General features: G+C 59.8%; 24 protein-coding genes and 1 pseudogene. All 25 read right to left on the bottom strand.

The annotated features are described in order from the left end of the window. Window positions 1–170: 170 nt before the first annotated feature. Window positions 171–776 carry a hypothetical protein gene (locus tag ABD115_RS04735; RefSeq protein WP_382389308.1) on the bottom strand — a complete coding sequence of 202 codons (606 nt, stop codon included), beginning with the start codon at window positions 774–776 and terminating at the stop codon, window positions 171–173. A gap of 8 nt (window positions 777–784) precedes the next feature. Beyond that, on the bottom strand, window positions 785–1,240 hold the full coding sequence (locus tag ABD115_RS04730) for a single-stranded DNA-binding protein (protein ID WP_343958723.1): 456 nt from the start codon (window positions 1,238–1,240) through the stop codon (window positions 785–787). 44 nt (window positions 1,241–1,284) lie between these two features. Further along, window positions 1,285–3,078, bottom strand: coding sequence for a TraM recognition domain-containing protein (locus ABD115_RS04725; RefSeq protein WP_343958721.1), 1,794 nt, complete (start codon window positions 3,076–3,078; stop codon window positions 1,285–1,287). Next, on the bottom strand, window positions 3,075–3,638 hold the full coding sequence (locus ABD115_RS04720) for a hypothetical protein (protein WP_343958719.1): 564 nt from the start codon (window positions 3,636–3,638) through the stop codon (window positions 3,075–3,077). The genes ABD115_RS04725 and ABD115_RS04720 overlap by 4 nt, the downstream gene beginning before the upstream one ends. Before the next feature lie 254 nt (window positions 3,639–3,892). After that, window positions 3,893–6,916 (bottom strand): hypothetical protein, encoded by a 3,024-nt coding sequence (locus tag ABD115_RS04715; protein ID WP_343958717.1) that lies wholly within the window; start codon window positions 6,914–6,916, stop codon window positions 3,893–3,895. A gap of 75 nt (window positions 6,917–6,991) precedes the next feature. After that, window positions 6,992–8,005: a DNA-processing protein DprA gene (gene dprA / locus ABD115_RS04710; RefSeq protein ID WP_343959845.1), complete on the bottom strand. Its 1,014-nt coding sequence runs from the start codon at window positions 8,003–8,005 to the stop codon at window positions 6,992–6,994. Between the two features lie 81 nt (window positions 8,006–8,086). Then, a complete protein-coding gene (locus tag ABD115_RS04705; RefSeq protein ID WP_343958715.1) occupies window positions 8,087–9,568 on the bottom strand; it encodes an ATP-binding protein in 1,482 nt (493 codons plus the stop codon). After that, a complete protein-coding gene (locus tag ABD115_RS04700) occupies window positions 9,565–10,350 on the bottom strand; it encodes a hypothetical protein (RefSeq protein ID WP_343958713.1) in 786 nt (261 codons plus the stop codon). Before ABD115_RS04700 ends, ABD115_RS04705 begins: the two co-directional genes overlap by 4 nt. A 26-nt stretch (window positions 10,351–10,376) precedes the next feature. After that, on the bottom strand, window positions 10,377–11,846 hold the full coding sequence (locus ABD115_RS04695) for an SCO6880 family protein (protein WP_343958711.1): 1,470 nt from the start codon (window positions 11,844–11,846) through the stop codon (window positions 10,377–10,379). A gap of 3 nt (window positions 11,847–11,849) precedes the next feature. After that, window positions 11,850–13,196 carry a conjugal transfer protein TrbL gene (locus ABD115_RS04690; protein WP_343958709.1) on the bottom strand — a complete coding sequence of 449 codons (1,347 nt, stop codon included), beginning with the start codon at window positions 13,194–13,196 and terminating at the stop codon, window positions 11,850–11,852. Window positions 13,197–13,229: 33 nt separating this feature from the next. Continuing rightward, a complete protein-coding gene (locus ABD115_RS04685; protein WP_202382632.1) occupies window positions 13,230–13,499 on the bottom strand; it encodes a DUF6112 family protein in 270 nt (89 codons plus the stop codon). 121 nt (window positions 13,500–13,620) lie between these two features. Continuing rightward, a complete protein-coding gene (locus tag ABD115_RS04680) occupies window positions 13,621–13,887 on the bottom strand; it encodes a DUF6112 family protein (RefSeq protein WP_343958707.1) in 267 nt (88 codons plus the stop codon). Beyond that, entirely contained in the window at window positions 13,884–14,906 is a 1,023-nt protein-coding gene (locus tag ABD115_RS04675) for a M23 family metallopeptidase (RefSeq protein ID WP_343958705.1), read from the bottom strand. Before ABD115_RS04675 ends, ABD115_RS04680 begins: the two co-directional genes overlap by 4 nt. A 155-nt stretch (window positions 14,907–15,061) precedes the next feature. Beyond that, complete coding sequence (locus tag ABD115_RS04670; protein ID WP_343958703.1) at window positions 15,062–15,766, bottom strand: hypothetical protein; 705 nt, start codon at window positions 15,764–15,766, stop codon at window positions 15,062–15,064. Window positions 15,767–15,835: 69 nt separating this feature from the next. Then, window positions 15,836–16,906 (bottom strand): ParB/RepB/Spo0J family partition protein, encoded by a 1,071-nt coding sequence (locus ABD115_RS04665; protein WP_343958701.1) that lies wholly within the window; start codon window positions 16,904–16,906, stop codon window positions 15,836–15,838. Continuing rightward, the gene (locus tag ABD115_RS04660; RefSeq protein WP_343958699.1) at window positions 16,903–17,748 is read right to left on the bottom strand and encodes a hypothetical protein; all 846 of its coding nucleotides are present in this window, start codon (window positions 17,746–17,748) and stop codon (window positions 16,903–16,905) included. Before ABD115_RS04660 ends, ABD115_RS04665 begins: the two co-directional genes overlap by 4 nt. 500 nt (window positions 17,749–18,248) lie before the next feature. After that, window positions 18,249–18,980 (bottom strand): DUF2637 domain-containing protein, encoded by a 732-nt coding sequence (locus ABD115_RS04655; RefSeq protein WP_343958697.1) that lies wholly within the window; start codon window positions 18,978–18,980, stop codon window positions 18,249–18,251. After that, window positions 18,977–19,882: a bifunctional DNA primase/polymerase gene (locus ABD115_RS04650; RefSeq protein WP_343958695.1), complete on the bottom strand. Its 906-nt coding sequence runs from the start codon at window positions 19,880–19,882 to the stop codon at window positions 18,977–18,979. Before ABD115_RS04650 ends, ABD115_RS04655 begins: the two co-directional genes overlap by 4 nt. Further along, window positions 19,882–20,970: an ArdC-like ssDNA-binding domain-containing protein gene (locus ABD115_RS04645; RefSeq protein WP_343958692.1), complete on the bottom strand. Its 1,089-nt coding sequence runs from the start codon at window positions 20,968–20,970 to the stop codon at window positions 19,882–19,884. The genes ABD115_RS04650 and ABD115_RS04645 overlap by 1 nt, the downstream gene beginning before the upstream one ends. A 226-nt stretch (window positions 20,971–21,196) precedes the next feature. Further along, window positions 21,197–22,144: a helix-turn-helix domain-containing protein gene (locus ABD115_RS04640; RefSeq protein ID WP_343958690.1), complete on the bottom strand. Its 948-nt coding sequence runs from the start codon at window positions 22,142–22,144 to the stop codon at window positions 21,197–21,199. A 347-nt stretch (window positions 22,145–22,491) separates the two neighbouring features. Continuing rightward, window positions 22,492–22,887 (bottom strand): TM2 domain-containing protein, encoded by a 396-nt coding sequence (locus ABD115_RS04635; protein ID WP_343958688.1) that lies wholly within the window; start codon window positions 22,885–22,887, stop codon window positions 22,492–22,494. A gap of 29 nt (window positions 22,888–22,916) precedes the next feature. After that, window positions 22,917–24,029 (bottom strand): DUF5808 domain-containing protein, encoded by a 1,113-nt coding sequence (locus ABD115_RS04630; protein ID WP_343958686.1) that lies wholly within the window; start codon window positions 24,027–24,029, stop codon window positions 22,917–22,919. Then, window positions 24,026–24,445, bottom strand: coding sequence for a GntR family transcriptional regulator (locus ABD115_RS04625; protein ID WP_343958684.1), 420 nt, complete (start codon window positions 24,443–24,445; stop codon window positions 24,026–24,028). The genes ABD115_RS04630 and ABD115_RS04625 overlap by 4 nt, the downstream gene beginning before the upstream one ends. A 461-nt stretch (window positions 24,446–24,906) precedes the next feature. Further along, window positions 24,907–25,350 carry a hypothetical protein gene (locus tag ABD115_RS04620; protein WP_343959898.1) on the bottom strand — a complete coding sequence of 148 codons (444 nt, stop codon included), beginning with the start codon at window positions 25,348–25,350 and terminating at the stop codon, window positions 24,907–24,909. Window positions 25,351–25,384: 34 nt separating this feature from the next. Continuing rightward, window positions 25,385–25,777, bottom strand: a pseudogene (locus ABD115_RS04615) (DNA cytosine methyltransferase); the annotation flags it as partial. Between the last annotated feature and the right edge of the window lie 76 nt (window positions 25,778–25,853).

Raw genomic sequence — 25,853 nt, 5'->3', positions numbered from 1 at the left:
CGACGGCAGAAGAAGCATCTAGAAGTAGCGCGATGTCTTCGATAACTTCGTTAGATGCAGGGCTGGTTTCACGTCGGTGAAGCCCCTCTCTCCAACCTGATGCAAACTCGGTGTAGTCGTCTTTGGAGATCAACCCTTGAAGCCGTGAAACTGGAGGACAACTATCGATTTCACTCAATTGATTCACCTGCTAGGCATCGAAAGAACTTATCTTCTTCGTGTTTCCGAGCTTGCACGTCAGCATGGATGAACTCAACAAAATCCTCTTCACGGTTCCCAATTGGAGTGTCTTCAACAGACTCGCTCAGCGTCTCACCCGGCCATGCTGTCTGCCGTGTGGGGCGGTCGGTATCGAGCCGCGTGCCAGATGCTGCCACCCAGTCTCGGAGCCGTTGCCGGGCATCTGCGAAGTCCCGATGCCACACGAATGGCGCGCTGCCTTTGGCTTCAATGTCGTACGCGCACAACCAATGGAGGTGCAGCGCGGAGAGTTCCCACACGAGCTCTGGATGGCGATGCCAGAACGGTGGGATAACTGCAACGGGAAGCCCATACGTGCGTCGGAGCCAATGCACCCACTGGTTGAGAGCCAGCCACTCTTCCTCTGCAGCCTCTGCGGTGAGTAGATTCCAATTCACCGGGCCGGGTGGCCCTTGAAATTCAGTATCTCCGGGCATCATCGTGCTGTCAGGGTCGAAGCTTTCATCAAACTCGGCTTCCGCTACATGCTCTGGGGCATCAGAGGCATCTACCGCAGGCTTGTGTTCCGTGGCCATGTCTCTGGTCACCTACCCAGCGGCGCTGAGAAAGCCGCTTGCGGCGAAGCTACATCGTGCGTTGGGTCATCGATTCCGGTGCTGAGCGGATCAGAGGTGGTCGGACGGGTGCGTTCCACGGCATATCGAGTGCGGGCAAGGTCATGCCCGATTTTCTTGGCGATGAACTCTTCCCCAACTACTTTCTCTCCAGCAGCGCCGGGCAGATCATATTCGCGTGTATATCCTTCGGCAACGAATCGGTCTCCCTTTGCGAAGCGAGCGTGTGCCCGTTCGGCCGTTTTCCGGTAGATCACGAGGTCATGGAACGTGGCATCGAGTTGTGTGAACGACCCGTCGACCTCCTTCCGGTAATGCTCTTGGCCGACCTTCATGTACAGGCGCGCATCACCACGTTCGGTGTACGAAAGTTGCGGGTCAGAAGCAATGTACCCTGACATAGATTGTTGCGTATGGATAGCCATCGGACGCTCCTTGGATCAGACGCTGCACGGAATGTGTCGCGTTGTCAGGAAGGTGCACCCGCGCTGCCCGAATACCGATACAACAACTCCTCAATGTCGGACTTGTCAGACTTGAGTGCTTCCGCATCACGCCGGGCCGTCCATGATCTGAGCCGGGTCACAATCGGTGGTGCAGCACGCAGCAGCACGAGGCCGGTGCCGAAGGGCAGGGTACGGATGACATCGGGCGGCATGATGGGTACACGACGGATTGAGCGTTGGGCTGACCTAGAACCGTGATCACCGACGGTTGTGGAGTCAGTGATTTCGTCTCGTTCCCCAATCAGGGTGGTGAGGTCGTGGAGGTCGCGACTGTTGGATGCCCCGCCGAGGATGATTTTCACGATGCTCGCGTCCCAGATTGCGCCGGCAGCGTTCTCGGACCATTTCTCACGTGCCTGGGCGAGAGATTGCAGCACCGGCATGGTCGTAATCCCAGTACCGCCCCCTTCCGCCATGAGCGTGGGAAGAGACGGGAGCGGGGCAAGGTTTCCGATCTCATCAAGCGCGAGCAGGAGCGGTGGGTCGAGGCGTGCCGCTGGTGATCGCGCAGCAATCCGCCGTGCGGCTTCCACGAGGTCTTCCACAAACGCTGACACCAGCGCGGAGGAATTATTGGCTCCAGCACCGGTGGCCAGCAGATAGACCGTGCCCTTGTCTCGAAGAAACTGTTCCGGGTCGAACAGTTCATCAGGGCCCGGGCTGACTGCATCGAGCACTCTGGGATCTGCGAGTGCGGCGAGTGAGAGAGATACTCCTTGCCAGATGGAGTCGCGGGTGCGAGGGTCTGATTCGATCATCGCTTGCAACGAGTCAGCCCACCCCGTCGCTGCCTTCGGGTGCGAGGTCAAGATTGCGACCGCATCAGATGCGGCAGCCGGATCAAGCGTCCAACGAAAAAGTTCAGCAGGTCTCCGGTGATCGAGGGCTGCCGCGTGCAGCAAAGCTTGAAGAGCGGTTCTGGTCTTTCCCTCCCAGAAGTCGCCGCCCTCCACGCCGCCAGCAGAAAGCCCGGTACCCGCGGCCAGTCCTGTGGCGCGAATCATGGCCGTCAACGGGTCGTCGCACCCGCGAATGGGTGACCACCGCAATCCTGCTGGGATGCCTTCTGCGAACCGTTGCGGATCGAACACTGCCACCGGCCCCACGTGCTGCCGTGCCCGGAGCGTCGCGGTGAGATTGTCTGGACGAGTGGAGGTGGTGATGACCGCGCCGGGCGCATCAAGAATCGCGTTGATCACAATGTGCAGGCCCTTGCCAGAACGAGGCGGCCCGAGCAACAACACCGAGTCCTCGACGCTCGCCCATACGTCAACGCCCCGAGACGCCCCGAGAAGATAACCCACGTCATTCGGCTTCGGGTCGTCGAGTGACGGACGGAGTTGGCGGGCACGCCGTACGAGCGATTTCGGTGATGCAGCGTCGCGTATATCGGTTCGTGTGGCGATGCCGACGATCCGGTAGGGATCTTGATTTGTACGCTGGTTGTGGTCGCGCACCCATCCCCAGATGCGCCACCCGGCAGCACCCACAAGCAGGATGAGAACAATGGCGATGATCCAGTACAGCACTGGGTTGAGATTGTTCGAGCCAACTACAGATCCGGGGTCTGCGGGGTGCAAGAGCACGCCAAGGCCAGTCTCGATGCCGCCAGTCGGTTGACTTGTGCGGGTAATCCAAGCGGTGATCGAGGCAGCAACGCGCAGGATTCCAGCGAGGAAGGCGGCAGCAACTAGCAGGATGATGCCGAGCTTTGTGAGTTCGTCACCGAGTGCTCCGCCGTGTCTGGGCGCATTCATTCGGGGCGACCAACTATGAGTGTCCCGGAGACTCGCCCCAGCATGATGACTTCCTGCGTGGGAGATGCTGCGAGCTGTTCCGCCGCGAGAAGGACGCGAGCGATCCCGTCATTTGAAGCATCACAGTGAGTGGTGATGACCGCGACCGCGACATCTTCACCAGGGACGAAGCCTTCCGCAGAAACCTCATGAATCAGCGACGGCACCGGGGGGTGAGGTAACACCTGTTGCGACAGTGAGTGAGCAGGCACTGCAGCGATTGGTGGCGGGACAGTCGTAAACGGTGAGAGAAACGTCGGGGCGACCGGAGCCACCGGGGCCGCTGTCGAGATCGGGGCATCAGCAGCTCGTGCTTTCGGTGGAGTGATGATGTCCGTGAATGTGGAACCGTCGGCTTCACGCACCAGCACCCGAATGGGAGTTTGGTAGTGGGCGGTCAGAGTATCGATGATCATCGGGAATGAGTTTCGCTGCCACGGCGGCGCATATGGTTGTGGCGCGTACGGGGTGCCATCAATCGTTACGGTCATCGTGCCGCCCTCATGGATAGTGAACTCCACTGCCGGGATCGTGAGCGGCCCGTCCTGTGGCTGCCCCTGGTCTGCCGGGTTTGGTGCGGTACTGGGGCGGGGCGCAGAGGCACGACGGTACGTAGGCTTCGAGTTCACGAGCAAGTCCTTTCAAGGCATGGGATCGCCCAGTAGGTGCACGAGCACCGCCCCACAGACGTGCGAGAGGGCACGAACCCGGGGGTGGTTCGTGCCCTCTCTGAACTGGACTGCCGATAGGTAGGGGTGCCCGGCAGATCAGCTTGCTACTGTGAGTCCTCCTTTATCTCGAATAGTTCCTCGATTTCGTGGAACGCTTCGTCCTCTTCACGGACATACCCGGCCCGTTCGCGAGCAATGGCGAGACGGCGGCCAAACAGCAACACACCGCCCAAGACCGCGAGCGAAGCACCAGCAGCCAGGCCGAGCGGCAGCCAACTTCCACCGCCGGTGACCGCCAGCTGCGGCTTCGGGGTTTCCGGAGTCACTGGCTTCTCAGGCTCTGCGGTCACCGTCGTAGTTTCATCCGGTGCCCCACACAAACCGCGATGCAGCACGGTGCCTTCAGCATCGATCACAGACTCGACCCAGTAGTACGTGCCCACCCGGTCAAACACCACTTCGCCCGAACGGTAATCACCCGGCCCATCAAGACTGATGAGTGCTGACGTGAACACCAGCTCGTCCGCCGTGCATGTGGCGGTGTCACCGTTTTGCCGGTACACCTCGAACAGCAGCTTTGCGCCGTCTGGGACGGTGCCGGTGACAGTCGCGACATCATGTGCGGGATCTCCGAGTGTGACAGTTGCGACGGCGTTCGTCTTCACGGTGAGGTCATCGGGCTGATCAAGCACAACCGTGGTTTCCCCAGGTGCGCCACAATCGCCTGCAGCCAGAATCTCACCGTCTGCGTCGTACAGCGTTTCGATCCAGTACACGTTCCCCGCCGTGTCCACGCTGGTGGGTCCAGAGCGGTAGATGCCGGCCTGCGTCACCGCTACGTCCTTGCTGGTGAAGAACGGCACTTCACACACCGGTTCAGCATCTGCTTCATTGGGTCCATACGCCCGAAATACGAGATACGCGCCATCTGGGATGTTGCTGCCCTGCACGAGTGCGGTGTCGTCGAAGGGCTGGCCAACGAAAGCTTCCGGGGTGGCTTGCGTGATCACGGTCACCGGCACCTTCGTGTTCGTGGGCGGCACGAAGAACCTTTCCAGCACGTCCGCTGGGGATGACTGGTACGGCTGTACTCGGTCATCGCCCACAAATTGGGTGACGAGGACGTAATAGCCGGGCGCGGTCGGAACGATCTGATCAGCATCGGTGTACCCGAGTTTGTAGACCCCGTTGCGTGCCGGCGTCGAAAGTTCAGCAAGCACTGGAGCGTCCGACAGGTCCATGCCTTCGGTCAGTTCAGTATCGGTTGCGAACGGTCCGTACACCGTGTGGGTGAGCTCATCTACGTCTGCGTTCCAATAGCCGTCGCCGGTGAAGTCCCCATGGTTTGCAGGGAAACCGCTGACGGTGACGACATCGAAGGCTCGGCCTCCGGGATGCACGTTGTATTCCCGCATGAGTGAAGTCACCGTGATTGGCCACCGTACCGACGTGGTTTCCACGGTGATACCGTACGCATCGGCCCAGTCGGCTGCGAGATAGTCACGCACCCACTCCGGTTGCATGTCCTTCTTCACTTCCCACACCCACGTTACGAACCCGCCAGTCGTCGTAACAACTTCCGGTGAGGTGTACACGCCGGGACCGTCAGCTGTGACCGTGACCGTACCCAGCGGCACCGCATCAGGGTCGATTGTCACCGACAGCGCAGGTGGCAGTGTGCCCGGCACTTGGTAGGCGGTACCTTCCAGGATTACTGGAATGAAGGAGCCGTCTTTCTTGAGCCACGCCCCGTTCGTGCTGCTCACCGTGATCGTGTCGGTGAGTACATCGCCCGGCACCACGAGGCGCTGGTCTGCTTCGGAGACGGCTTCTGGCTGGAACGGCACAATGCTGGTTTCTGCGACTTGCCCAAACCGGTCCACAAACGAATCAGTGAGGTACTTCGCATTCCCGCCCTGGGCATGCTTATCGATCTGCCACACCCACGTATAGAACCCGGACTCGGCAGCTCGAATAGTTCCCGGTGACGTATATGATCCGGCACCGGTCAGCGCGACCGTTTCCGTACCCGTGACAAGTGCCCCACCGGGTGGTGCGTTCGCTTCTGCTGGCTGCTCATCAAACGGCCCGTACAGGGTTCCTGTCGCGGTGACCGTTATCGGAGTGCCGTCGAGATGAATCCAAGTACCTTTCGTCACCGACACTGCGAGCTCATCCGTAAACGCATCTCCTGCAGCTACGAACCGAGATGAAACTTGCGTGGTGATTTCGGGTTGGAAGTCTAACTCGATCACCGGCGATTGGGTTCGTGCCGAGAGGCCAGAACCTGACCCTGCGACGTAGTTGATGAGTCGCTGTTCGCCGGGAGTGGTGTACAAATCGATCGCTGCCCCAAACCCGGCAGCGTCAACACTCATTGCCGCATCAATTTGATAGGACGGCACCCCATCCGCGGGGGTACCTGTGATGGGATGCGTGCCAGCCCCGAGCGTGCGAGTTGCAGCACCGTTTGCAAACACTGCGTTGGTGAGTGACGCCGCACCGGTCAGTCCGGACGGGTGTGTTGCGACGGTCACAGTCCCGGCGTACTGATCTGACAATGAGAGGGTGAGCGATAGTGACGGGTCAGTGACTGCGTACACGGCGGCTTCCTGCCGCATCGCTGCAAGATAGCCGAGGATCGTCGGGCGTTCCGACGCTGGTGCGACCGTCACGTTGTAATCATCACCAGACATCCCGTGAGAGTTGTAGCTGGCGGCACTCGTGATTGACCAGACGAACAGTTGTACTGCCGCCGTCATGTTCGGGTCTGAGGACTGCCCATATTTCGCCATCACATAGTTCAGTTCGGCGAGCTGTTGTCGGGATACTGAATCAAACGAGGTGATTGTTTGCGGGCCCGATGTTGCAGACCACGGTGGTGCAGCATCAAGATCCGCACAATAGGCTTGTCGCCCATCCGTGCCGGGATTGAATGCGCCAAGAAACGAGTTTCCTGACCAGTAGCCGACTCCAGCAGTCGCCGCGTGCGCAGACGGTGTGATGCCGAGCACAATGCTCCCAGTGAGTAACAGGAGCGCGGTGAGTATGGCGGCGATGCGTTGCAGGAACCCACCGGGTGGATGGTCCTCCAACCGCGCATCGGAAGTGAATTGTGTGACAGACATGAACGCCCTCCTGACAGTGGTGACAGACGGACGACCACGTTGCAGCCGTCCCAACTAACAGGTGCGCCCGTCGGGTCAGAACGACATCCCACGATGCGGAGGCCGGTCAGAAATGGCATTCGGGTCGAGCGCATCGTTCTCGAGGCCGGCCCGCACCCGGACCGTGTGCTGCGCCCCATCTCGAACCGAAGCCAACAATTCCCGCGCGTCTTCATACGTCGCGACAAGGGAAGCGAGTCCGTCTCGCATGAGCCGGTGACATCCTGCTGATGCGGCACTGGTGACCGGGCCAGGCACCGCCCCTACAGGACGCTGCAAGTTAATCGCCGACGATGCCGTGTGCAGCGCACCAGAACGTACCCCGGCTTCCGTGACCACGACCGCTCCGGAAAGCGCTGCGATCAGTCGTCCCCGTTGCAGAAACCTCCACCTGGTTGGGGCAGACCCTGGCGGTAGCTCGCTCACGAGCGCACCGTCGCGTTCGATTCGTTGGAACAGGTCAGCGTTTCCCGAAGGATAGAGGCGGTCGAGCCCGCCGGCCATCACAACGATCGTTGTCCCGGCGGCATCGAGTACGGCACGATGTGCGGCGCTATCTACGCCATATGCGCCGCCGGATACGACTTGCCGAAAATCAACCACAGCTTCGCCAGCGAGTTCACCGGTGACGTGCATCCCATAGGAGGTTGCGGCTCGTGCCCCGGTGATCCCGAGCCGATCCCAGATCGGGGCAGCAAGCGGCTTTGAATCGCCTTTCACCCACAGCGCGTAAGGTGCACGGTCGCCCAGCGCGTTCAATCCGGTCGGCCAGTCTGGGTCGCCTGGAATGAGCACCCGAAGGTCGTAACGTGAGGTGTCTTCTAGTACTCGTTGTACATGTTCGGTATTGATCCGGGGAGCGAGGCGTCGCTGCCACGTATCGCCGCCCGGTCCAGGCGGTGGGGATTCTGCGACGGCGTTCTCAACGGCTTCCTTTGCGCCGAGTGTGCGGAGCGTTGTCCCGGTTACTTGGTCACCGGGTTCTGAGGCAATGGCGAGGATGATGCGGGCGGTTCGCTCATCTGCTGCGAGTTCATGAATCGTGGGCATTGCAGTCACTTCCTAACTGTCGAAAAGAGTTCGATAGTTAGGTGGGTCGGCCGCTCCGTCACACTGCCACTGAGCGCAGTGTTATCCGGTCATACGGGCGGTGGTATCGAACACTTCAAGTTCTGCCGGGTGCATCTGGTGCTGCACCACGAAGCTGCGTTCCTTGATCCGCCATAATCCTTGCCCGGTCCCAAGACCTGGGAGAAGTTTCTGTTCCGTGCCGGTCAGCCCGAGAGCTGCGGCAGTGCTCCCTAACTGGTCGGGTTCTTGCCGGTAGATGATCCGGGTTTCAGCGTTCGCGAGTAAAGAGTTTGCGAGGGCACGCATTGCGGAACCGGAATCGCCAACGTTTTCAAGGTCGGACAGTTTGTGGAAGATCAACATGTTGGCGATGCCGTAATGTCGTGCCATCCGCCACTGCGCATCCATCCGTTTCAAAAGTGCCGGGTAGGCCATGAGCCGCCAGGCTTCGTCATAGATCACCCATCGCTGCCCGCCCGTTGGGTCCAGGAGCGCGGATTCCATCCAGGCTGAGGAGCACGTCATCAGTACCGAGATGAGGGTTGAGTTTTCTGCGACCCGTGACAGATCGAGGCTCACCATGGGTAGTGACGGATCAAACCGCACCGTTGACGGCCCGTCGAAGAGCCCGGCAAGGTCACCAGCGACGAGGCGACGGAGCGCGTGCCCAACAAGCCGGCCGTCCTCTGCGAGTCGCCCATCGGTATCGGTGGCAGCGTCAGGGACAAGTACCCGGTCAACAACCATTGGAAGGATCGGGACATCCGAGGAACGCACCGCATCTCGCAGGGCCAGATCGATGGCAGTGTGTTCAAGCGGTGACAGTGTCCGGTCAAGTACGGTTTCCGCGAGCGCACCTATGAGCTCGCGCCGACGAGACGCGACTTGAGATTCCCATTCCACGTTTGAGAGTCCGGAAGGCCGGTGCCCTTCGTCGAGAGGATTTAGTCGATTGCTGAGACCGTGGCCAAGGACGATCGCTTTGCCGCCGACGGCTTCGGCGACTGCCGTGTGTTCACCTTTCGGGTCTCCGGGGACATACACGCGACGTCCGAACGGGATCGACCGCGTATAGAGACTCTTTGCGAGTGATGACTTCCCTGATCCGACGATGCCGGCCAAGACAATGTTGGGCGCGGTGATGATTCCTCGCGCGTAGAGGGTCCAGGGATCATACACGAATGAGCCGCCTGAGTAGAGGTCCTGCCCGACGAATACCCCGTCGGCTCCAAGCCCCCCTTCGGCAAGAAACGGATATGCACCTGCCAGTGTTGCTGACGTGTCTTGGTGTCTTGGTAGCCGGAACTTTCCGGGCGTCCGTAACGCGTCTGCCCCGGATTCGCCCGGTGCTGGCAGATAGTGGGTGGCACGGCGTTCTGCACGTTCCTGCTCGTATTGTTTTCGTGCTGCAGCCTGTGCTTCGTGGCGTGCAGTGTGTTCGATTTGTGCTGCAGCTTTCTTGCGTGCTTTCCGATGTTTCCGCTTTTCACCGGCAGGCTCCACGAGTGCCGCAGTGTGCAACCGGCTGTTCTCTTTAGTCACAGTGCCCGCCCCATTCTTGGGGATGTCGAGAACGGTGCGGATGTCGCCCAGTTGTCTTCATCGGGATCTAACGCGTGAGGATTGCGTCGTGCCTGGGATCTGGCGGGTGTGCTTTGTTCGGGGGCTTGTGCCGGTGCTGTTGCTGTGTGCGGAAGTGCTCGGTGGAGAGAGACGTGACCGAGATCATGGTTGTAGGTGAGGGTGTAGTCGCCGTGCGTGGTTACACGGTCCAGGGCTCCGGTGGGGACTTCGTCGTAGATGTACCCGTTGACCAGTGCGGCTTGTGTGGACTCATCACCGAAGTCGTATCCCGAGAGTTCGGTGATCACCGCGTCAGTTCCTGCTCGCTCAAGAAGTGCAAGCATCCTGTCGGCGTCTTGGCCTTCGAGGAACACGATGTTCACCCATCGGGGCGAGGCCGGGCGTTCAGCGTCTTGTGGTTGCCAGGCGATGCGGCCTGAGTGTTGGGAGGCGGCATCAAGCCTGGATTCTGCTTGCCCGATGAGTACGGCAGCTGCCCGAAGTTCTAACGCAGCTGCTCGCGCAGCCTGAATCCCTGCCACCCGGTCTCCGTAGTCGGTGTTTGCTTGCTGCTCGTGCGCAGTGTGTGCGGTGGCAATCTGCTGGAGTACCTGTTCGAGCGCTCGAACTCCGCCCAATAGTTCACCAATGATCTGATAGCTCTGGGCTGGGTTTTCAAGTTTCATAGTTGAGCGTGCGAGTGAACGGAGCTCTGTAAAAGCGGCTGCGGAATCAGTGAGTGGTTCGTCGGTGGGTGACATAGTCGTGTTCCTTCTCGGAGTGAGTGTTAGACGGTGCGACACAGCGGGAGTGCGGCGACAGTGAATGCTCTCGCTTGTTGCCCGACCAGTCGGCGGGTTTCACACGAAGCCTGGATCGCGGCTTGCTCGATCGCAGCTACCGCGGTGTCGAGCTCTTCCGGAGTCGCGGCGCTCACGGAGATCAATCCGGTGAATCGCAATACCCCGTGGCCGGCCGTAAGGTCAGCTTCTTGTTGCAGCACGTCTCCGTATTCGGCGGTCTGGGCTGCGTCTTCGATCTGCCCCATTTTGTGCCGTTGTGCCGCGTCAGAAATCAGTTCGGTCTTCTTCTTCCGAATGTCTCGGGCGGCTGCATCAGATCGAATCGGGGTACACAGAACCGTGAACGCGCGTTGTATCCCGGAAGACAACAACACTGGTGATAGGAACCCTGGAAAGACTTGAGATCTCGGCCATTCACTGATCCAGAGCACCGCATGGTGCGCGGAATCTGAGCGGAGTTGATCCCAGGTTTCGGTGACCGCGACTGGCCCCGCCGTCGACAAGGAACGTCCAATCAAATCGTTTCGTTCGAGGATTGCGGCAGATGCCGGATCGTAGGCTGCCCGTAAGATCACGGCGACTTCGTCCGGGGTCAGCCAGCCGGTGATCGTGAGATCCGCAGCACGCAACGCAGTGGTGAGGGTGGTCATTTCTTGACGGAGCACGGCGGCAGCCCCTTTGATACCGCCGCCGTTCGTACGGATTTGTCGTGCCGCCAACCTCATATCGAGTGCGAGGCTAATCGTGGTGGCGTGCCGTTCCCCGGCGGGTCCTGCCCGTTCGATGAGTTCCCGATACACATTTGAAGACCATGAGTCGTCATCTTGGCCACGGCTGCGCCACCATTCCAACAGCCCGGACCCGCCATCTGGGAGGGTGCGCTCTAAGACTTGGAGTTGCGCGATCCGACCCGACCGGCACATGGTTGCGAGCACGCGCCCCCAGGTCGAGACGCGGCGATCTTGTTCTCCGGGATCAAGCAGCACAAATGCCGGGTGGCTGACCCCGACAATCGCGGTCAGCGTGTGCGCGTGCGGGTCATGGATCATCGCGGCCCCAGATTCCGGGTCATGCCATTCACGCAGTGCTGCCGCATCGCCGGGAAGCGCGAGTGTGCCCGCTGGGCGAGGCTTCATCAGTTTGCGTCGAAACGTCCGCTGCCGGGCTGCCGTACGGGCGAGCCACCGGGATGTGATCGGTATCCATTCCACGAGCTTGCGGCTCCCGACGGGCACCCAGGCGAGTGTCGCGCTGAGCACCCAGAACGGGGCGGTCCACGCTAGCAAGATTCCGCCGCCGGCATAGAGTGCCCCCACGACGGAGCACACCCCGATGGAGAGCACGATGAGTTGTGGGAGTGAGAGGCCGAGCATGATGCCGCGGCGGGTGAGCCGTGAAAACTGGACTGGCCGGAGTTCAAACTCGGGTACCCGTGCAACCTGGTGATTCGACATGGACTACTGCTTTCCCGTAGGAGCCGGTGGGGTTGATGGAACCGCTGGAGCGGCAGTGGCCGGGCGCGAAGGAGCCGGGGTTGGTGGTGCGGTGGGTGCCGGTGCCGACGGAGGTGCTGCCTGTTCCGCACCTGCGCCGTGACCTTCTGCGACCCCACCAATTGCGCCACCCAGTTTCGGTCCAGCGGTCGCGGTTTCCTTGACGACTTGCGCACCGATCACTGCGGCAGCCGCAGGCCCCGCCGCCGCTGCAGCTCCGGCCCCGGCTCCGCCCGCACCTGCGCCTCCTGCCGCAGCGGTGCCACCGCCCGCGGCTGAACCTCCACTCGCAGCCGATCCGCCTGCTGGCGCGCTTCCTGCAGACCCACCCGTTTTACCGCCTCCGTCAAGGACTTTCATTGCGCTGTCACTCTTCGGAGCGGACGATACCGGGACTGGCCGGTTCAGCGCTGACTTTGCTTCTTGCTCGGAACTCATTGCGTGGTACATGTCAAAGCCCACGAAGGCCAAGAACTTGTACGTGAGATATGGGGCGAACGCCGCGATAAACATGAGCACTACTCCCGCGATGGGATCACCGATAGAGGCGAGATCCAATTCAATGGGGGCAGCGACCTGGGTAAATGCGACGAGGAAGATCACGACGAGGACGAGTTTGGACAAGATCAACGCGATGACGAAGGTGGCCCATTTTCCGAACCACCCCTTGGTGACATCCCAGGACGCGCCAGCGAGCGCGATAGGGGCAAACACGATAGCCACCAAGAGCAGTGCTTTACGGATGAGGAGTGAGAACCAAACAATCGCGGCGGCACTAATAGCGAGGCCGGCGAGGAAAATGGTGACGATCGCCCCGACCCCAGGTGCGGCAATTTGGATGCCAGCAAATCCTGCTGCCAGGAGGGTGATGCGGTCGCCAATGGACTCCATCGTGTTCCCGGTGGCTTGCACGATGCCAAGTGCGAGTTGATCCGTGATTTCGAGGAGAAGCCCCGTGAGAGTGATGGCGAGAAATGCTCCAAGCACACTTTTCGCTGCCCCGAGCGCTGCCCGAGTGAGGGCGGTCGGGTCACGATGCACCAACCCGGTGATGAGTTGCAGGCAGAAGAAGATCAGGACGAAGAATACTGCGACACCGAAGAGGATGTTGTAGACGCTGAGATAGCCGGGGTCGGTGATGTCCACGAGCGTGGTGGAGTCGAACACAGACCAGACGGCTTCGAACAACCATGCAGCGGCCCCGCCCATTGCTTGGGCGAGCCAATCAAATGGGGCGGCAACGAGGGTTGCGGCTCCTTGTCCTACGGTTTCGCATACCTGGGCGATCACGGGTACATCGCAGACACTCATCCGGGTCTCCTTCCGTTTCGGTTCGCTTCGGGGTTAGACGGCTTGGCCGACTCCCCAGAAGAAGTTGATGAGCGTGACGGATGCGCCACAAATGACCGCAGCGCCACACGAAATAAGGACACCGATTTTGCCTCTCCCTGCAAGGTGTGGGTTGGAGCTGTTCGCTCCAAAGCCCCACACGATGGCGGAAATGATGAGCGCGAGGACTGAGAGGATCAGCCCCACGGTCATGACGGCACCGACGATGATGCGCAGTTGTTCAATGCCGGGAAGTCCGGTGCCATTGGGGGCAATGTCGATCACAATGAGTCTCCTTCACAAGCGCCCGCTGAAATAGCAGGCTTTCCGGTGAGGTGCACCACCCACCACCCCGTCGACATGAAGCAGGCCAGCCTCGACAAGCCGTTCAGCGCAAACTCAACGGTTAGAGCTGTGCGCCGACGCCTATGAGGAAATTCACCCAGGCCACCCCGGCACCGGCGAGCATGGCGGCCGCTACGGCGACGAATACGCCGGCGCGGGCTTTGGTGGCGGTTTGGTAGTTGCCGGTGCTTGCCGCGATCGCCCAGATGATGGCAGAGACGATCAACATGAGCACAGCTGCAATGAGGACAAACATGAGGAGTGCGCCGATGATGGCGCGAAGATCATTGGCACCTCCCACCCCGCTAAAGTCGGGAAACACGTTCATTTGTGTCCTCCCAGGGTGCAGCTTGCGCGGCTGGTTTCACCGTCGGTGAGTCCTTCCGCGCCCTGGTCTTGGAGCCATTTATCGGAGTCAATTGCAGGTTGGCCTTGCCCGCCAGGACGGATTTCCAGATGCAGGTGAGCGCCCGTGGATTTCCCTGAAGACCCCACATCACCGATGTGTTGGCCGGCGGTGACCGTCATCCCGTCAGTGACGTGGATACCGTGTTCCCACATGTGGGCGTAATACGACGCGACGCGTTCGCCCTGCACCGTGTGCTCGATGATGATCAGCCCACCCCAGGTGCCGGTGTAACCGGCATGTACAACGATCCCGTCAGCAACCGCAAAGATGAGGGTGCCGTCAGCGGCCCCGTAATCAGTACCGAAATGATAGTCGGGTTCAAACGTGAACGGATCAGCCCTCCCACCAAATCCACCAGTTTTCACCCAACTGCCGTCAGGGAGTGGGAACACGACTCGCGTGGTCTCAGGAATATTACTATTCCCAGTGTTTCCGGTACCAGTGGTGGGAGCGGTGAGGGTCGTGAGAATGGTTTCCGCGACGGGTTGAAAGTTCTGGTAACGGTCTGGGTAGGCCGAGACTTCGACTGCTTGCGCGGCTGCCCCTGGATCAAGCTGCTGCCAGTTTGGAATATCAAGCAGGCCCCGCGGAGAAGGATAGTTCGGTCCCGAAGGCCCTCCGTAGAACGCGTGAGCTTGATAGCTCGGATTCATGAGGTCGTGGACGGTTCCCCATCCCGCGGCAGGACGCATCTGGAAGAGTCCGAGCGAATCATGGTCGGAACCGTTCCCGTCATTCGGATAGTCACCCGACTCTGGGTAGCTGCCCGTGTTCGCAAGCATGCGCAGGCTCGATTCGGTCAGCGCTGCCATCAACGCAATCAGCACCCCGGGACGCCCGACCCCGGCAGTCTGCCCACCGACAGTGATGATCGTGGCCGCGTGGGTGAGCTGCGCCCGGTTCAGCGTGATCGTTTCCCCATTCTTCGTGGTCGCCATGAGGGACTCTGGGATCGGTCCTACGGTGAGCGAACCCGGCGTACACGCAGTAATCGCTGGGCTCGCGAGCGCCGCAACAGATACGACAGTGACCGTCGGCCCAAAGAACAGCCCCAGGAGTGCGAGTGTGACAAGTACGTTTCGGAACATGGTCATCACTGCAACGGGGTATCAAGCTGCGAGAGCCGCAACAGTTGGCACTGACCCGCACCGTCATTGTCCTCTGCGTTGCTACCTGATGCGGGGTTGTCGCACACGAGGAACACGGTGAAAGCGACCGGTCGTTCGGCCTCGATAGGTTCGGTGCCCCATGTACCCGCGCGGTGCCGGATACCTGTGACGGTATAGGCCGTCATTCCAGGGAGGATCTGCCCAGGGGCTGACTGCTGCACGGCGGTCTCCCACGTCGCCGGAACCTCGAGCTCGGTTATCGTGATCCATTGCCGGGTTTGATGCGTCCGAAGTTGCACCCAGGCTGCAGGAGTTGGGAAGTAGCTGCGTACATCGCTTGCCGCGGCGTCTGCTTCTAAGGTCGACGTCACATCAGCGACAGCTTGCGCATAGTCCGACGGCGAATATCCGCTCGTCGTATCCCAGACGAACAACCCTTCGATGATCGCCCGAGCAGTCTTCTCGGGGTCGCTATTCATGGGAATCGCCTGAGACCCGTTTCCCTGAGTCGTATCGGGACTCGGTCGTGTCGTTGTCTGTTCTGGCACGTCGGTAGCCGTCCGCTCTCGGGCAGGGCTTGTGCCGGTGAAGAGTCCGTAGAGTCCAATGCCCACCAGAGTAAGAAGCACGAGGCCGCCGGTGATTGCGGCGATGAAGGCGGCGCGGTGGCGTCGATCCGTGAGATCCATCCCGGGGTCCTTCCAAGCAAAATGAGGTCGCTGGGAAGGTACACACGTGCACCCTCATGAAAGAACGGGTTAGGTGATCTCGCGGTGCTGAGGACGGGACGCTCGCGCAATCGCCGCGAACTCATTACTTGCCGAGAGCGTGCGTTCAAACTGCTCCCACTGGGCAGTAGTGAGCTCAGCCCCGATCACAACTGGGTCGTACCGGTCGACCCAGTCAGCAAGATCGTTCCACAGGTAGATAAAAGACCGTGCAGGAAGGAGCGGCTGCACGGACGGTTCGACCAGGCGAGCCACCGGCCCGGAGGCTTTCGGTGTGCGTCGCTTCGTTGTGACTTTTACACGTTCGAGCGCTTGCTGTGCGAGCTGTTCGAGGTCGGCCGCACGAGCAGTGTGTTCTAGCTCACGGACACGCGCAGCCCCAGATATAGCTGCATCTCGTACCCGGGCAGGCTGTGTCTGGTCATTGGCGAGAGCATCAAGTTCAGTGAGCGTTTGTGCAACATGAATGCGCTGCTGTGCGCCGGTGATCGAGCCACCGTCATCGATCCCCGCAAGTTCTATTGCGGCTTGCTCTCTGAGTGGTTCTGGGGTTTCTGGATGTGCGAGGAGTTGTTGCAGTTCGTTAATGCGTTCCAACGATGTGTAAGCGTTACGAGCAGTTACTAGAAGCGCAGCCTGCTTTCGGGTATCACCAGCGGACGGTGCCGCCACCGTGGCGGCACCGTGTGACCTGGGGTTTTCCTCTTTCGATGTGAACTGTGAGGCTACCTGGCGGCGGGTGGCATCCTCGATCATCACTGCTTTCACCTCGGCATATAAAGTGGCCTCCTCAGTACGGGTGAGGGGCTTGTGCAGCACGTTTTCGTCCTGCTCGGCGAGGAGCTGCCCAAGCCGTGTGGAGAGTCCCGACCGCACCCAAACGTTGACGGTCTTCCAGCCGATCCTGCGGATTGCGGCGAGGCGGCGAGCCCCGCAGATCAGCATCCCGTCCGGCGTGATGGTGATTGGTTGCAACAAGCCATCACGTGCAATTGATTCCATCAACGGGTCGAGATCACCGAGGTCCTGTCGGTGCCGTGCACCCACCCAGATCGACCCGACTGAACGTTCGAGTTCGATGTGCCCCGTTTTCGTGCTCAAGGCTGTGCCTTCTGCCTAGCGGCGGGAGCCGAGTGAATGATTTTGGTGACAAGTTCGTTGTCGTGGAGCAAGTAACTGAGTGGTTCCCCGATCAGTAAACGCAACAGAAGGCCGCGTCCGGCGTTGGTGCCTGCGAGGTGCGCGTCTGGGGTGCCGAGAAGAATGCGGAGCGTGCGGAACCAAGTTTCGGATGGCAAGTCGAGTAATGCTTGTGCGTGTCGGTCACGTCGTAGGGATTCGTATGCTCCGGCGCGGGAGGAAGACTCTGCAAGTCTGGAGCACACGTATTCGACTGCGGCCCGGGCGGCATTGGATTCCCAGCCCAGCAGGCTGAGTAGCAGGATGGCGTCGCTGACCGCGGCTGTCACTCCATCAAGGTCATCAGGATGAGTGTCATCGTCGTCAAAGGGTGAGGTTGTGGCATGGAATGCGGGGTGGTAATCGGTGAGTTGGTTTTCTCGGTCCGAGAAGCGTTCCGCGTCATGAAACTGCGAGTAGCGGGGACGACGAGCCTGGTGTACTGAACACAGCAGTCCGTGTGCCCGCCCCTCCGCGATACAGGTGATCTGAACGGCGCGAGTGATGACGGCCCACGGGTCGTCGGCACGTCGCACCGAGGGGGTGCGCATCGCCTCGAATGCTGCTGTTGCTGCTTCCCAGGGGTCGAGGCCATGTTTTCTTGCGAGAGCCGCATACTTCGTGGCCGCATGACGCATCAATTCGGTGGCAGCAGGGTCACTGCGCCACGCATCTGGGCCCGCCTGGTCAAGCCTGATGAGGAGCCGTCGTAGGCTCTCGGGGTGTTCGAACTCGGGTCTGGTTCCTGTCTGATTGCGTCGCATTGCGGCACCTCCTACATGGAAGGTGCACACGCGCTCCCCAGCACCATAGTTGGGTCTCGGGAGCTGGCACATGTCAACTCACCGGAACCCGATCCCGATAGTTCTGCTCTGAACCGATTGACGGTGTGTAGCGGAAGTCTCGAACACGTTGAAGGTTTCGAACGTGTTCTCGTCCTGCGCTGGATGCCGCGCAGGTAGATGATCCTGCCGGCTAGTAATTCGGGCTTGACTGGGAAGGTGGCGCACTCGGGCAGCGAGGTCGGTTTGTAGATTGAGGCCGCGGCCCGCGAGCCGGGCGCTATGGGCGGCGATCAGATCGGACGGGCGTACCCATTCCAGCCCTCGCCCAATCTTGGAACTCGGGTGCGGACGCACCAGCGAAGGATCCTTATGGACCGCTAGCGCTGACCGCTCCGCATCCAGTACTGCACGGTCCGATATTGCGGCAACTGCTGGTAGATCTTGCTCAGGGAATCGCCCTTGAACGTGTTGAGCATCATTCATGATGCACCTTCCAAGGACTCAGCAGGGGAAGGTAAAGCCGGGGTAAACCAGCGGCCCACCGTTGACGGATGTACCCCCAGGTGTCGTGCGATCTGCTTGTTTGACCAGCCCTCGTCATCTCGCAACCGCGAAGCTAACATCCGCCGCATACTCACCGGAACTGTCGCCACTGAGGAAAGTTCAAGCTCATCCTCAACTTCCAACAGACTATTGACGCTTGGCTGTGCAGTGCGTTCAACGGATGGTGTAGCTTCCTCCCTTACTGAGATTTCAACTGATGTTGGGACTACTACTGGCTCGTGTGTCGCGTGTGAGGTTGGTTTGGTGAGGATGACGGTGAGATGGGTGATAGCGAGAAGCACGAGTGGCGGTACTGCGGCGACGCTTGCGGCAAGGATCCTGGGGACATCAGCATCGGCGGCGATCACCGCATGAATTGCGTTCGCGGTGACGGAGACAATCGCGCCGGCCGCAAGCAAGGTCCAGGGATACCAAGTTGGTCGGCGTTGCCCAGCAAGTGCCACCACGGCAACGGTGGCGACGACGATGATCCCGTCCACGATGAGCGGCCACGCCCACGCCTGACCGCCATCGATCCCCGAGCGTCGAGCAAGGTCAGCCAGCGCGGTGAACGACAACCAAAACGCACCAGCCGCGATGAACACCGTCCCGGTGATCGCCGTCACCACGGCCAATCGTCGTCCCTGCGGCATCACAGGCCCGGTCATGACAGAACCCGCCCTGCTTGACCCCTCGCGACGCGATCCGAATCGGCCCTCACTGTTTCGGCCTCTCGAGTTTGTGCGTGGCGTGTGGTGCGGTAAGCGGAGCGGATCGTCGCGATGATTTCTCGCGGTTCCAGTCCGGCGTGCTCTGCCGCTGGCCTCAGCGCATCCAGTGTCGCAGACGGCGGGGTGCCAGTTTCGGCGAGGCGGCAGGCGGCCCAGAACAGGCCGCGGTTGCGTTCGCCCTCACTGCGTGCGGCGACCCACCCGGCCAGCACCCGCGCATCGACATTCTGCCGGATATCGCTCGGCGCGCGGCTGGTTGGGGTCGGGATGGATGGATCGAGGAAGTTCCTCAGTCGAGTTGCGTCCACCGACTCGGAGGGACTGCCGGAAGCGACGATGAGCCGGTACGGCACGCGCAGCCTGTTCGGGCGGACGATTACCGATGGCGGGGCGATGACGTATCCACCGGCACCCCGGAAGTCCACATGCGCCCGCGCTGCCTGCCACGACGGTTGCGGCCGTTCGGCATCAGCCGGGTAGTAAGCGTGCATGCCGCCTGACGGGGTGCGTACCAGCGTCGTCCAACCCGTCGCGTGACCTTCCCGGTGCGCGGCACGGAACGCCGGGAACCCGGTCCCGTTCGAGTTCACATCAACATCGACGACCTCCACACCAGAAGCGGCACCGGTCGGGATCCCGATGTTCGCCGCCGGCCATCGCCTCCACCACGCTGCTACCTGGCCGAAATCAATTGATGCTTCATGGAAGCCATGCTTTACGAGCGGGCGCTTCCCACTCGGCACGCACGGAAACACTGGCACCCCCGCAGAGGCGAACCGCATGACGGCGGCGCGTACCGACAATCCGGCTACCTGAGCAAACACTTCAATGGTGTCCATCAGAGCCTCCTCGCCACAGCACGAATGGAACTCTGAGCAGAAGATTCAGAGAGAGAATCAGCACTCACCACGGGCGCGGATCTCGGCGCCCTCTTTCGAGCGGTCGGGATGTCACGAGTGAGGCCCGGAGGGTCGCCGTTGCCGATCTGCGCGGTATCGAGACCATCGAGGATCGTGGCGGCGGTCTTGCGGACGTACTCGCCCGTTGCCTGCACAACCTCCACCGGAGATCTACCATCGACGTTCCCCGCCCACCCGGCGACATAAGGGATTGTGTAGGAGCTGGTGTCCATACCGTGTGCGGCACCGATCATCAAGGCGACCGACTCGGCCTCGACCTCACCAATCCCACGATGCTGAACCACAGCCGGATGATCCGGACCATGGAGCAGAACATGAGCGAGCTCATGCGCGAGAGTCTTGACCTGCGCAGCAGCATCCATATTGCCCCGCACCGCGACCGACCGCGCCGCGAAATCAGTGACCCCGTTGGCCCCGTGGATCATGCCTTCGTGTGGCACCCGGAACACAGTGAATCCTTCCGTCTCCACTCGCGCAGCAAGACCCTCCCAGAGCCCAGCCGGTGCTTCACCTTCCAACAGGTGCGGGCGCGGTGGTTCCGGAATCGGGTCACCTGTGGTCTGTGATGCGTCCCAAACATAAGCGGGGCGTACTCCGATCATGCGGGAGCGCACTGCCTCACCGGGCTTGGGTTTCTCGAAGCGACCAAGCCTGCGCCACGACTCCGCAAGGTTTGGATTGCTCGACGCGAAACGGCCCGTGACCGGGGCGAGGATCATGTACCCCGATTGCCCCTTCTCCACCTGCCGACCGAGACTCTGCCATTGCTTGAACCCCGCCACATGCGAGGGCATCGGCTCCGGCACACGGCCCGCCTCGAATGCGGCCTGATGCTGCGTCCAGATCAACAACGTGTTGTTGAACGAACGAGCGCGGAATCGGGCGGCAAACTCCAATGCCTGCCGCCAGTCCTCACCCGAGGTCAGTTGCGCGACCGCATCGGTCAGCTTCTCGTGCAGTGCATCGAGCTTCGCATCGCGCGCCGCTCGCGCCTCCTCTATCGTCACCGTGTGCTCCTTCCGGCACGTCACCCCCTACACGGCGGGTAACCCTTGCGACCAGAAGGTGCGCCAGGCGGAACAGCGAATACTTAGAGACGGACGACGGACAAAAGTAAGCGACCGCCAGGTACAACACTGAACCCGACGTGGTCAGACCCGGTCTATCGCACAAGCCGTAACCCTTGTGATCCGAGCACCGATTCATGGCCGTTTCACCCGGATCGACGCGCGTTTACTCCGGGTCCGACCCGGCCGGGCCTTTGCGGCTGATCCGGCGATAATCGCTCGGAGAGACCCCGACACTACGGCGAAACTGACGTGCCGCGAAATCGGGATCGCCCCACCCGACCAACGCCGCGATGACCGAGATCGGCGAGTTAGTAATTTCGAGCAGTCGTGCCATACGCTCTGCACGCAACATCGTCAGATAGGCAATAGGAGATTTCCCGAACGCCTCAGTGAAGACCCGCCGCAGCTGCGACGGAGACAGGTGTACCTCTTCCGCAAGGTTAGGCACCGACCAACGACGGTCGAGCTCATTGGCAAGGAGCTCAGCAACCCTCCGAGCCTCACTGCGTAACGGACGAAATGCCCGGTGCCTGGGTGCCGACGGCACAATCGTGTTCCGCTGTGTCGATGCAACGCGTTGGTGTGTGGTGTCAAGGTTCGGAACTACCACGTCTAGGACAGCAGAGAGTAGCGACTGAGCTCGGTAGAAACTTTCTGCCCGCAGCCCGTCAATGCTCAACGTTGAGAGTTCGTCCAGCCAGGGCATCATCAACCCGGCTCGGCTCTCCCCAAGCCGGACAATCTGAGCAGGCCCGGAGTACTGAGTTTCTAAGAAGTCGCTGGCGTCGATTCGATTTTTGAACCGCGCAGCATACTGCCAAAATACCTGATCGATCACATAATCACGATCCAGATACAGGGTTGTCGTCGTTAGCCAGCCCTCGGGTTCAGCCCCGCATAGTGTGTTCGCAGCAAGAACAATAACGTCACCAACGTTGATGTGGAGACAACCAAACTCGCTAAAGAGACGTGCACCTCCCGCACGAACGATTATGAACTTGACGCAGTCGAACGCGACCGGCGCTACAGGCACGTAGTGGCTCTGAGTACGTACGACGATTGGAGAGTACTGGGCTGGAGATGGCAGTGTTTCAGCGAATGGATCACTCATCACGGATCACAGATCCCCGGCGAAAGAGACAATCTCTCCTCCGCTTATGCGAAACACACGCCAGCACCACCGCAACCGTGTTTCACCTATCGGCCGTTTCCCTCGACCAAATGAGCCAGAGAAATGGAATCTAGAATCGACAGGCGTTTTCGTGCACTTAGCGCTGGTCTCAGAGTGCAAGTGGTTCGTCCGCACCGTAGAAGTTCGCGTAGTGGTCGGGTTTCCCAGGCTTCGGAGTAATGAGAAAAGTCATGTCGCATGATGTCAACTGCGATTGGCAGTAGACCTGAACAGCGAAAGAATAATTCGCTTGACATCTTTAGTCCGTGGTGCTCTCGGTTGGTCAATCAGGGAATCGGTGTTCCAGGATATGGATCACCATTGAGCGTGAACTCGGCGATGAAATTTGGCATGATCATTGCGGTGGCGATTAGATTCACGGTCAGAAGAACCACGCTGACTGTTGCTGCAATCTTGAGAAAGCGATCGCGTTCCAGGAGCTCGCGGCCTTTCGAGTCTCGGGTGCGCCCGAGAACGATAAGTATGACGTCGACCAATGTCCAGATTCCGAAGCCACCGAGGGTGACTAACTTGAGTATTCCGGTGCCAATCTTTCCTAAATAGAAGCGGTCAACACCGAAAGCTCCAAGAAACTGTGCAAGTGCCCATGTACTCAGGAACCCACGTTGTCCGTCAGCCTTGGGAAGGCTGTTTTGAACTTCGGTTTCAGTTGGGTTGGTCATGACGACTTTCCTCATAATTACTCCTTGGTCTATTGGGGGGCAGATAGCGTGTTGAAAGTGACGATCGCGAAAATAAAGACAGCGAGTGTAATGACCATGGCCGGATTACCAAAGTTGATTGCCCAGCCAATTCCAACGCGTCGAGTTACGAACCATGCAGGGTCATTTGGGTTTAGATAAAGCAGACCTCCGAACCAATACTGATCCGTGTCAGGCTCGTCTTTGAATGATGCACCGTTGAGATAATCACGTCTTACTTCTCGCATTTGCATTACATACGTCACTATCTGAAACACGGTCACTGCCCCAAAGCAGGCGAAAAACGCAATAGTTGCTGGCACCAACGGCAAGGGCTGGTTGGGCTCTGCCCAACTGGCCATGCTCAATGCTGATGCGAGAATCGCCGTCGAAAGTGCGACTGTTGCGAGAAGGCTCTGCCCGATCTGATGCTGTTGGTCCGCTCGGAGTCTTGCCTGGCTTTCCGCGTCATTAGGGTGAATCCGTCGCGGCACATGCCGCATAAGATGCGCTAAGCCAAGTAGGCCGGATGTCGCGATGGCGCTTCCAAGAATTCCCCCGAAGACGACGGTCACACTCTTAGCTGCTTGTGCGGACACATTCCCATCGCTGTTCCAAAGCGTCGGGAGTTCGTCCGGTAATGAGCCATAGGAAATCCAGCCCACAAGCGAGGTCACGATGATGACCGCATAGCTGGCCATGTATGGCCACAATCGCACTCGGGGACGGACTGTGTCCTTGGCGGTCATAGTCGCCACCATTCTCGTCTTCGCATCTTTGAACCAGTCGCCTTCTTGCTTCGCACGCACAATACGGTTGCGAAATATACCGAAAGCGATCACAACTGAGACGACAAAGGCAACTGGCGTTACGATCTTCGTGGCATCTTCGGAAACAAGGGACAATGCAGCCGCGAGTCCAACGCTGAGAAGTCCGATGCAAACGACCGCTACGCGGAACCGAAGAGCTGTGGAGCGAATAATCTGCTCATCGACTCGATCACCCGGGATACCCACGCCCATCGGCATGGTTGGACGTGATAGCGAGGGCATTGCGAGGAAGACGGCTACCAAGAGACACAACTCGGCGAGAGAGCTTTGAAAAGAACTGATCGCGAAAGTCATAGTGCACCGTCTGCATGCGCACGAATATTTGCATACTGTGCATGAACTATATGCGTGACGATATCTGATATTCGATCCATTACTGACACGTCAGATATTCCCTGTGCAAGCGCTTCTGAAATGAGTGTGCGGACACGATCCTCCCACCCGTTAACGAAGCTTTCTGGAGTTTCAATTTCGGATGTGTCGCCAATGACGGAGCCAGACTTGTGGTTCGTGCGGACGAGACCTTCTTGACGTAAAGAGTCATAGGCCTTCACGACCGTCGCGCTGTTGATCCCAAACTGACCTGCAAGTTGTCGTACTGACGCGAGGCTGTCTCCTGGACGTAGGTCGCCCCGGGCAATCGCTTCAACGATTCGGTCACGGATCTGTTGGTAAATCGGTACCTCCGACCGTGGATCAATCTCGATCATTCTCGCTCCTGTCTGATCTGTATTAGAACATATACTACAGATTACAAACAGCCTGTGGCTAGCTCGTTTCACCCTGTGCTGTGTATTTCTCGAGTTTGGAGCGCAGTCTGCCCGAGGCATCACTTTGCTCTCAGGATGAGTGGAGACTGAGTAACACCTTCCTAGGTTCCGCCTGATCTTCTGGGAAGTTGCCTTTACATAGAGGGTGGGTTTCGGAGAGATCTATTTCGAAGTTCAATGGGCAAGAGCCCGAAGCGCAAGATCCGCTTGGAGCGGCAAAACACCATTCCCAAGCGCGGTGATTTGCTGGTTAACAGAAAGGCCAAAGCTAGAGTCGACAACCCAGCCAGTGTCGAGGCCCATCAGCCATTCGAGAAATGCTGGTGCGGGTCTAGGCGTGCCCGTCTCGTGGAAAAGTGCAGGCGCGGGAGCCTCGTGTCCAGTGATGTGTTCCCATCGGGCTATGGCGTCGGCATACTTTCCCCAGCGGTGAAGATTCCGTCGATCAGAGTCCACAACGTCTCCGATTCGTTCCGCCATGCTGGCGAGCCGTAGGGCCCGTGTAGGGCGAGGTCGATGATTTGGTGGGAAATGGCGATCGTACCTCGGCGTGCTCGCACCTGGTCCAGGCTCTCTCCACCCCTGGTTGAATCTGAGGCGAGCGGGGTGCGCAGCAGTGCGACCGGCAAGAACGAAAATCCGGAACCGAGGATGTGGTGCGCCGATTGCGGAAGCGGGTAGACCGATCCATGCCGCATCCATCCCGAGGTCGGCCAGGTCTCCCAGAACTGCTCCTGCTGCCCGAAGAGGTCGAGGTGTGGAATCTCCCAAAAGCCAAGGGTCGGGTTCCAAACGGCGAGGGGTTGCACCGGTTGGGGTTGCGGAATGGATGTTGCAGTGCGCATCGTTGCCTCCTTCTGAGTATTCGCGGATCGCAGGTGCGGAGAGCAGCCCGCGGACGTTCTCGATGACGACCCACTCTGGTTGCAGCACTTCGATCGCGGCGACCATGTGCGCCCAAAGTCCCGAACGGGTGCCAGGTTTTAGCCCGGCCATTTTCCCGACGGTGGACACGTCTTGGCAGGGAAAACCCCCGCAGAGAATATCCACGGGAGGAACGGTGCTCCAGTCGATGGTGGTGATGTCGCCAAGGTTCGGGGCATCTGGCCAATGGTGAGAGAAGACACGGGCGACTGGTTCATTTATCTCGGCGAACCAGATTGTTTTGGCTCCGAAAACTTCCTCAATGGCTAGGTCGAGTCCTCCGTAGCCGGAGAATAATGATCCAACTCGTAGCGGTTGAGTTTGGTCTGGGGTCGGCAGGTTGAACATGTAATGCCTTTCTGGACAGTAGGTCCCGAAGTTCAGCCGATGGCGATGGCTTCGAACTGGTCACCTGTCAGGTGCA

Source organism: Leucobacter albus (genome assembly GCF_039528015.1).
Taxonomy (GTDB): Bacteria; Actinomycetota; Actinomycetes; order Actinomycetales; family Microbacteriaceae; genus Leucobacter; species Leucobacter albus.
The sequence above is the reverse complement of the archived record's forward strand: the minus strand, read 5'-3'. Positions and strand labels throughout refer to the sequence as shown.

What these genes read in the sequence shown, in the direction of transcription:
- ABD115_RS04735 (WP_382389308.1), bottom strand. Translation starts at nt 776, where the DNA reads ATGGCCACGGAACACAAGCCTGCGGTAGATGCCTCTGATGCCCCAGAG.
- ABD115_RS04730 (WP_343958723.1), bottom strand. Translation starts at nt 1,240, where the DNA reads ATGGCTATCCATACGCAACAATCTATGTCAGGGTACATTGCTTCTGAC.
- ABD115_RS04725 (WP_343958721.1), bottom strand. Translation starts at nt 3,078, where the DNA reads ATGAATGCGCCCAGACACGGCGGAGCACTCGGTGACGAACTCACAAAG.
- ABD115_RS04715 (WP_343958717.1), bottom strand. Translation starts at nt 6,916, where the DNA reads ATGTCTGTCACACAATTCACTTCCGATGCGCGGTTGGAGGACCATCCA.
- dprA (WP_343959845.1), bottom strand. Translation starts at nt 8,005, where the DNA reads ATGCCCACGATTCATGAACTCGCAGCAGATGAGCGAACCGCCCGCATC.
- ABD115_RS04700 (WP_343958713.1), bottom strand. Translation starts at nt 10,350, where the DNA reads ATGTCACCCACCGACGAACCACTCACTGATTCCGCAGCCGCTTTTACA.
- ABD115_RS04695 (WP_343958711.1), bottom strand. Translation starts at nt 11,846, where the DNA reads ATGTCGAATCACCAGGTTGCACGGGTACCCGAGTTTGAACTCCGGCCA.
- ABD115_RS04690 (WP_343958709.1), bottom strand. Translation starts at nt 13,196, where the DNA reads ATGAGTGTCTGCGATGTACCCGTGATCGCCCAGGTATGCGAAACCGTA.
- ABD115_RS04680 (WP_343958707.1), bottom strand. Translation starts at nt 13,887, where the DNA reads ATGAACGTGTTTCCCGACTTTAGCGGGGTGGGAGGTGCCAATGATCTT.
- ABD115_RS04675 (WP_343958705.1), bottom strand. Translation starts at nt 14,906, where the DNA reads ATGGCGACCACGAAGAATGGGGAAACGATCACGCTGAACCGGGCGCAG.
- ABD115_RS04670 (WP_343958703.1), bottom strand. Translation starts at nt 15,766, where the DNA reads ATGGATCTCACGGATCGACGCCACCGCGCCGCCTTCATCGCCGCAATC.
- ABD115_RS04660 (WP_343958699.1), bottom strand. Translation starts at nt 17,748, where the DNA reads ATGCGACGCAATCAGACAGGAACCAGACCCGAGTTCGAACACCCCGAG.
- ABD115_RS04655 (WP_343958697.1), bottom strand. Translation starts at nt 18,980, where the DNA reads ATGACCGGGCCTGTGATGCCGCAGGGACGACGATTGGCCGTGGTGACG.
- ABD115_RS04650 (WP_343958695.1), bottom strand. Translation starts at nt 19,882, where the DNA reads ATGGACACCATTGAAGTGTTTGCTCAGGTAGCCGGATTGTCGGTACGC.
- ABD115_RS04640 (WP_343958690.1), bottom strand. Translation starts at nt 22,144, where the DNA reads ATGAGTGATCCATTCGCTGAAACACTGCCATCTCCAGCCCAGTACTCT.
- ABD115_RS04635 (WP_343958688.1), bottom strand. Translation starts at nt 22,887, where the DNA reads ATGACCAACCCAACTGAAACCGAAGTTCAAAACAGCCTTCCCAAGGCT.
- ABD115_RS04630 (WP_343958686.1), bottom strand. Translation starts at nt 24,029, where the DNA reads ATGACTTTCGCGATCAGTTCTTTTCAAAGCTCTCTCGCCGAGTTGTGT.
- ABD115_RS04625 (WP_343958684.1), bottom strand. Translation starts at nt 24,445, where the DNA reads ATGATCGAGATTGATCCACGGTCGGAGGTACCGATTTACCAACAGATC.
- ABD115_RS04620 (WP_343959898.1), bottom strand. Translation starts at nt 25,350, where the DNA reads ATGCGCACTGCAACATCCATTCCGCAACCCCAACCGGTGCAACCCCTC.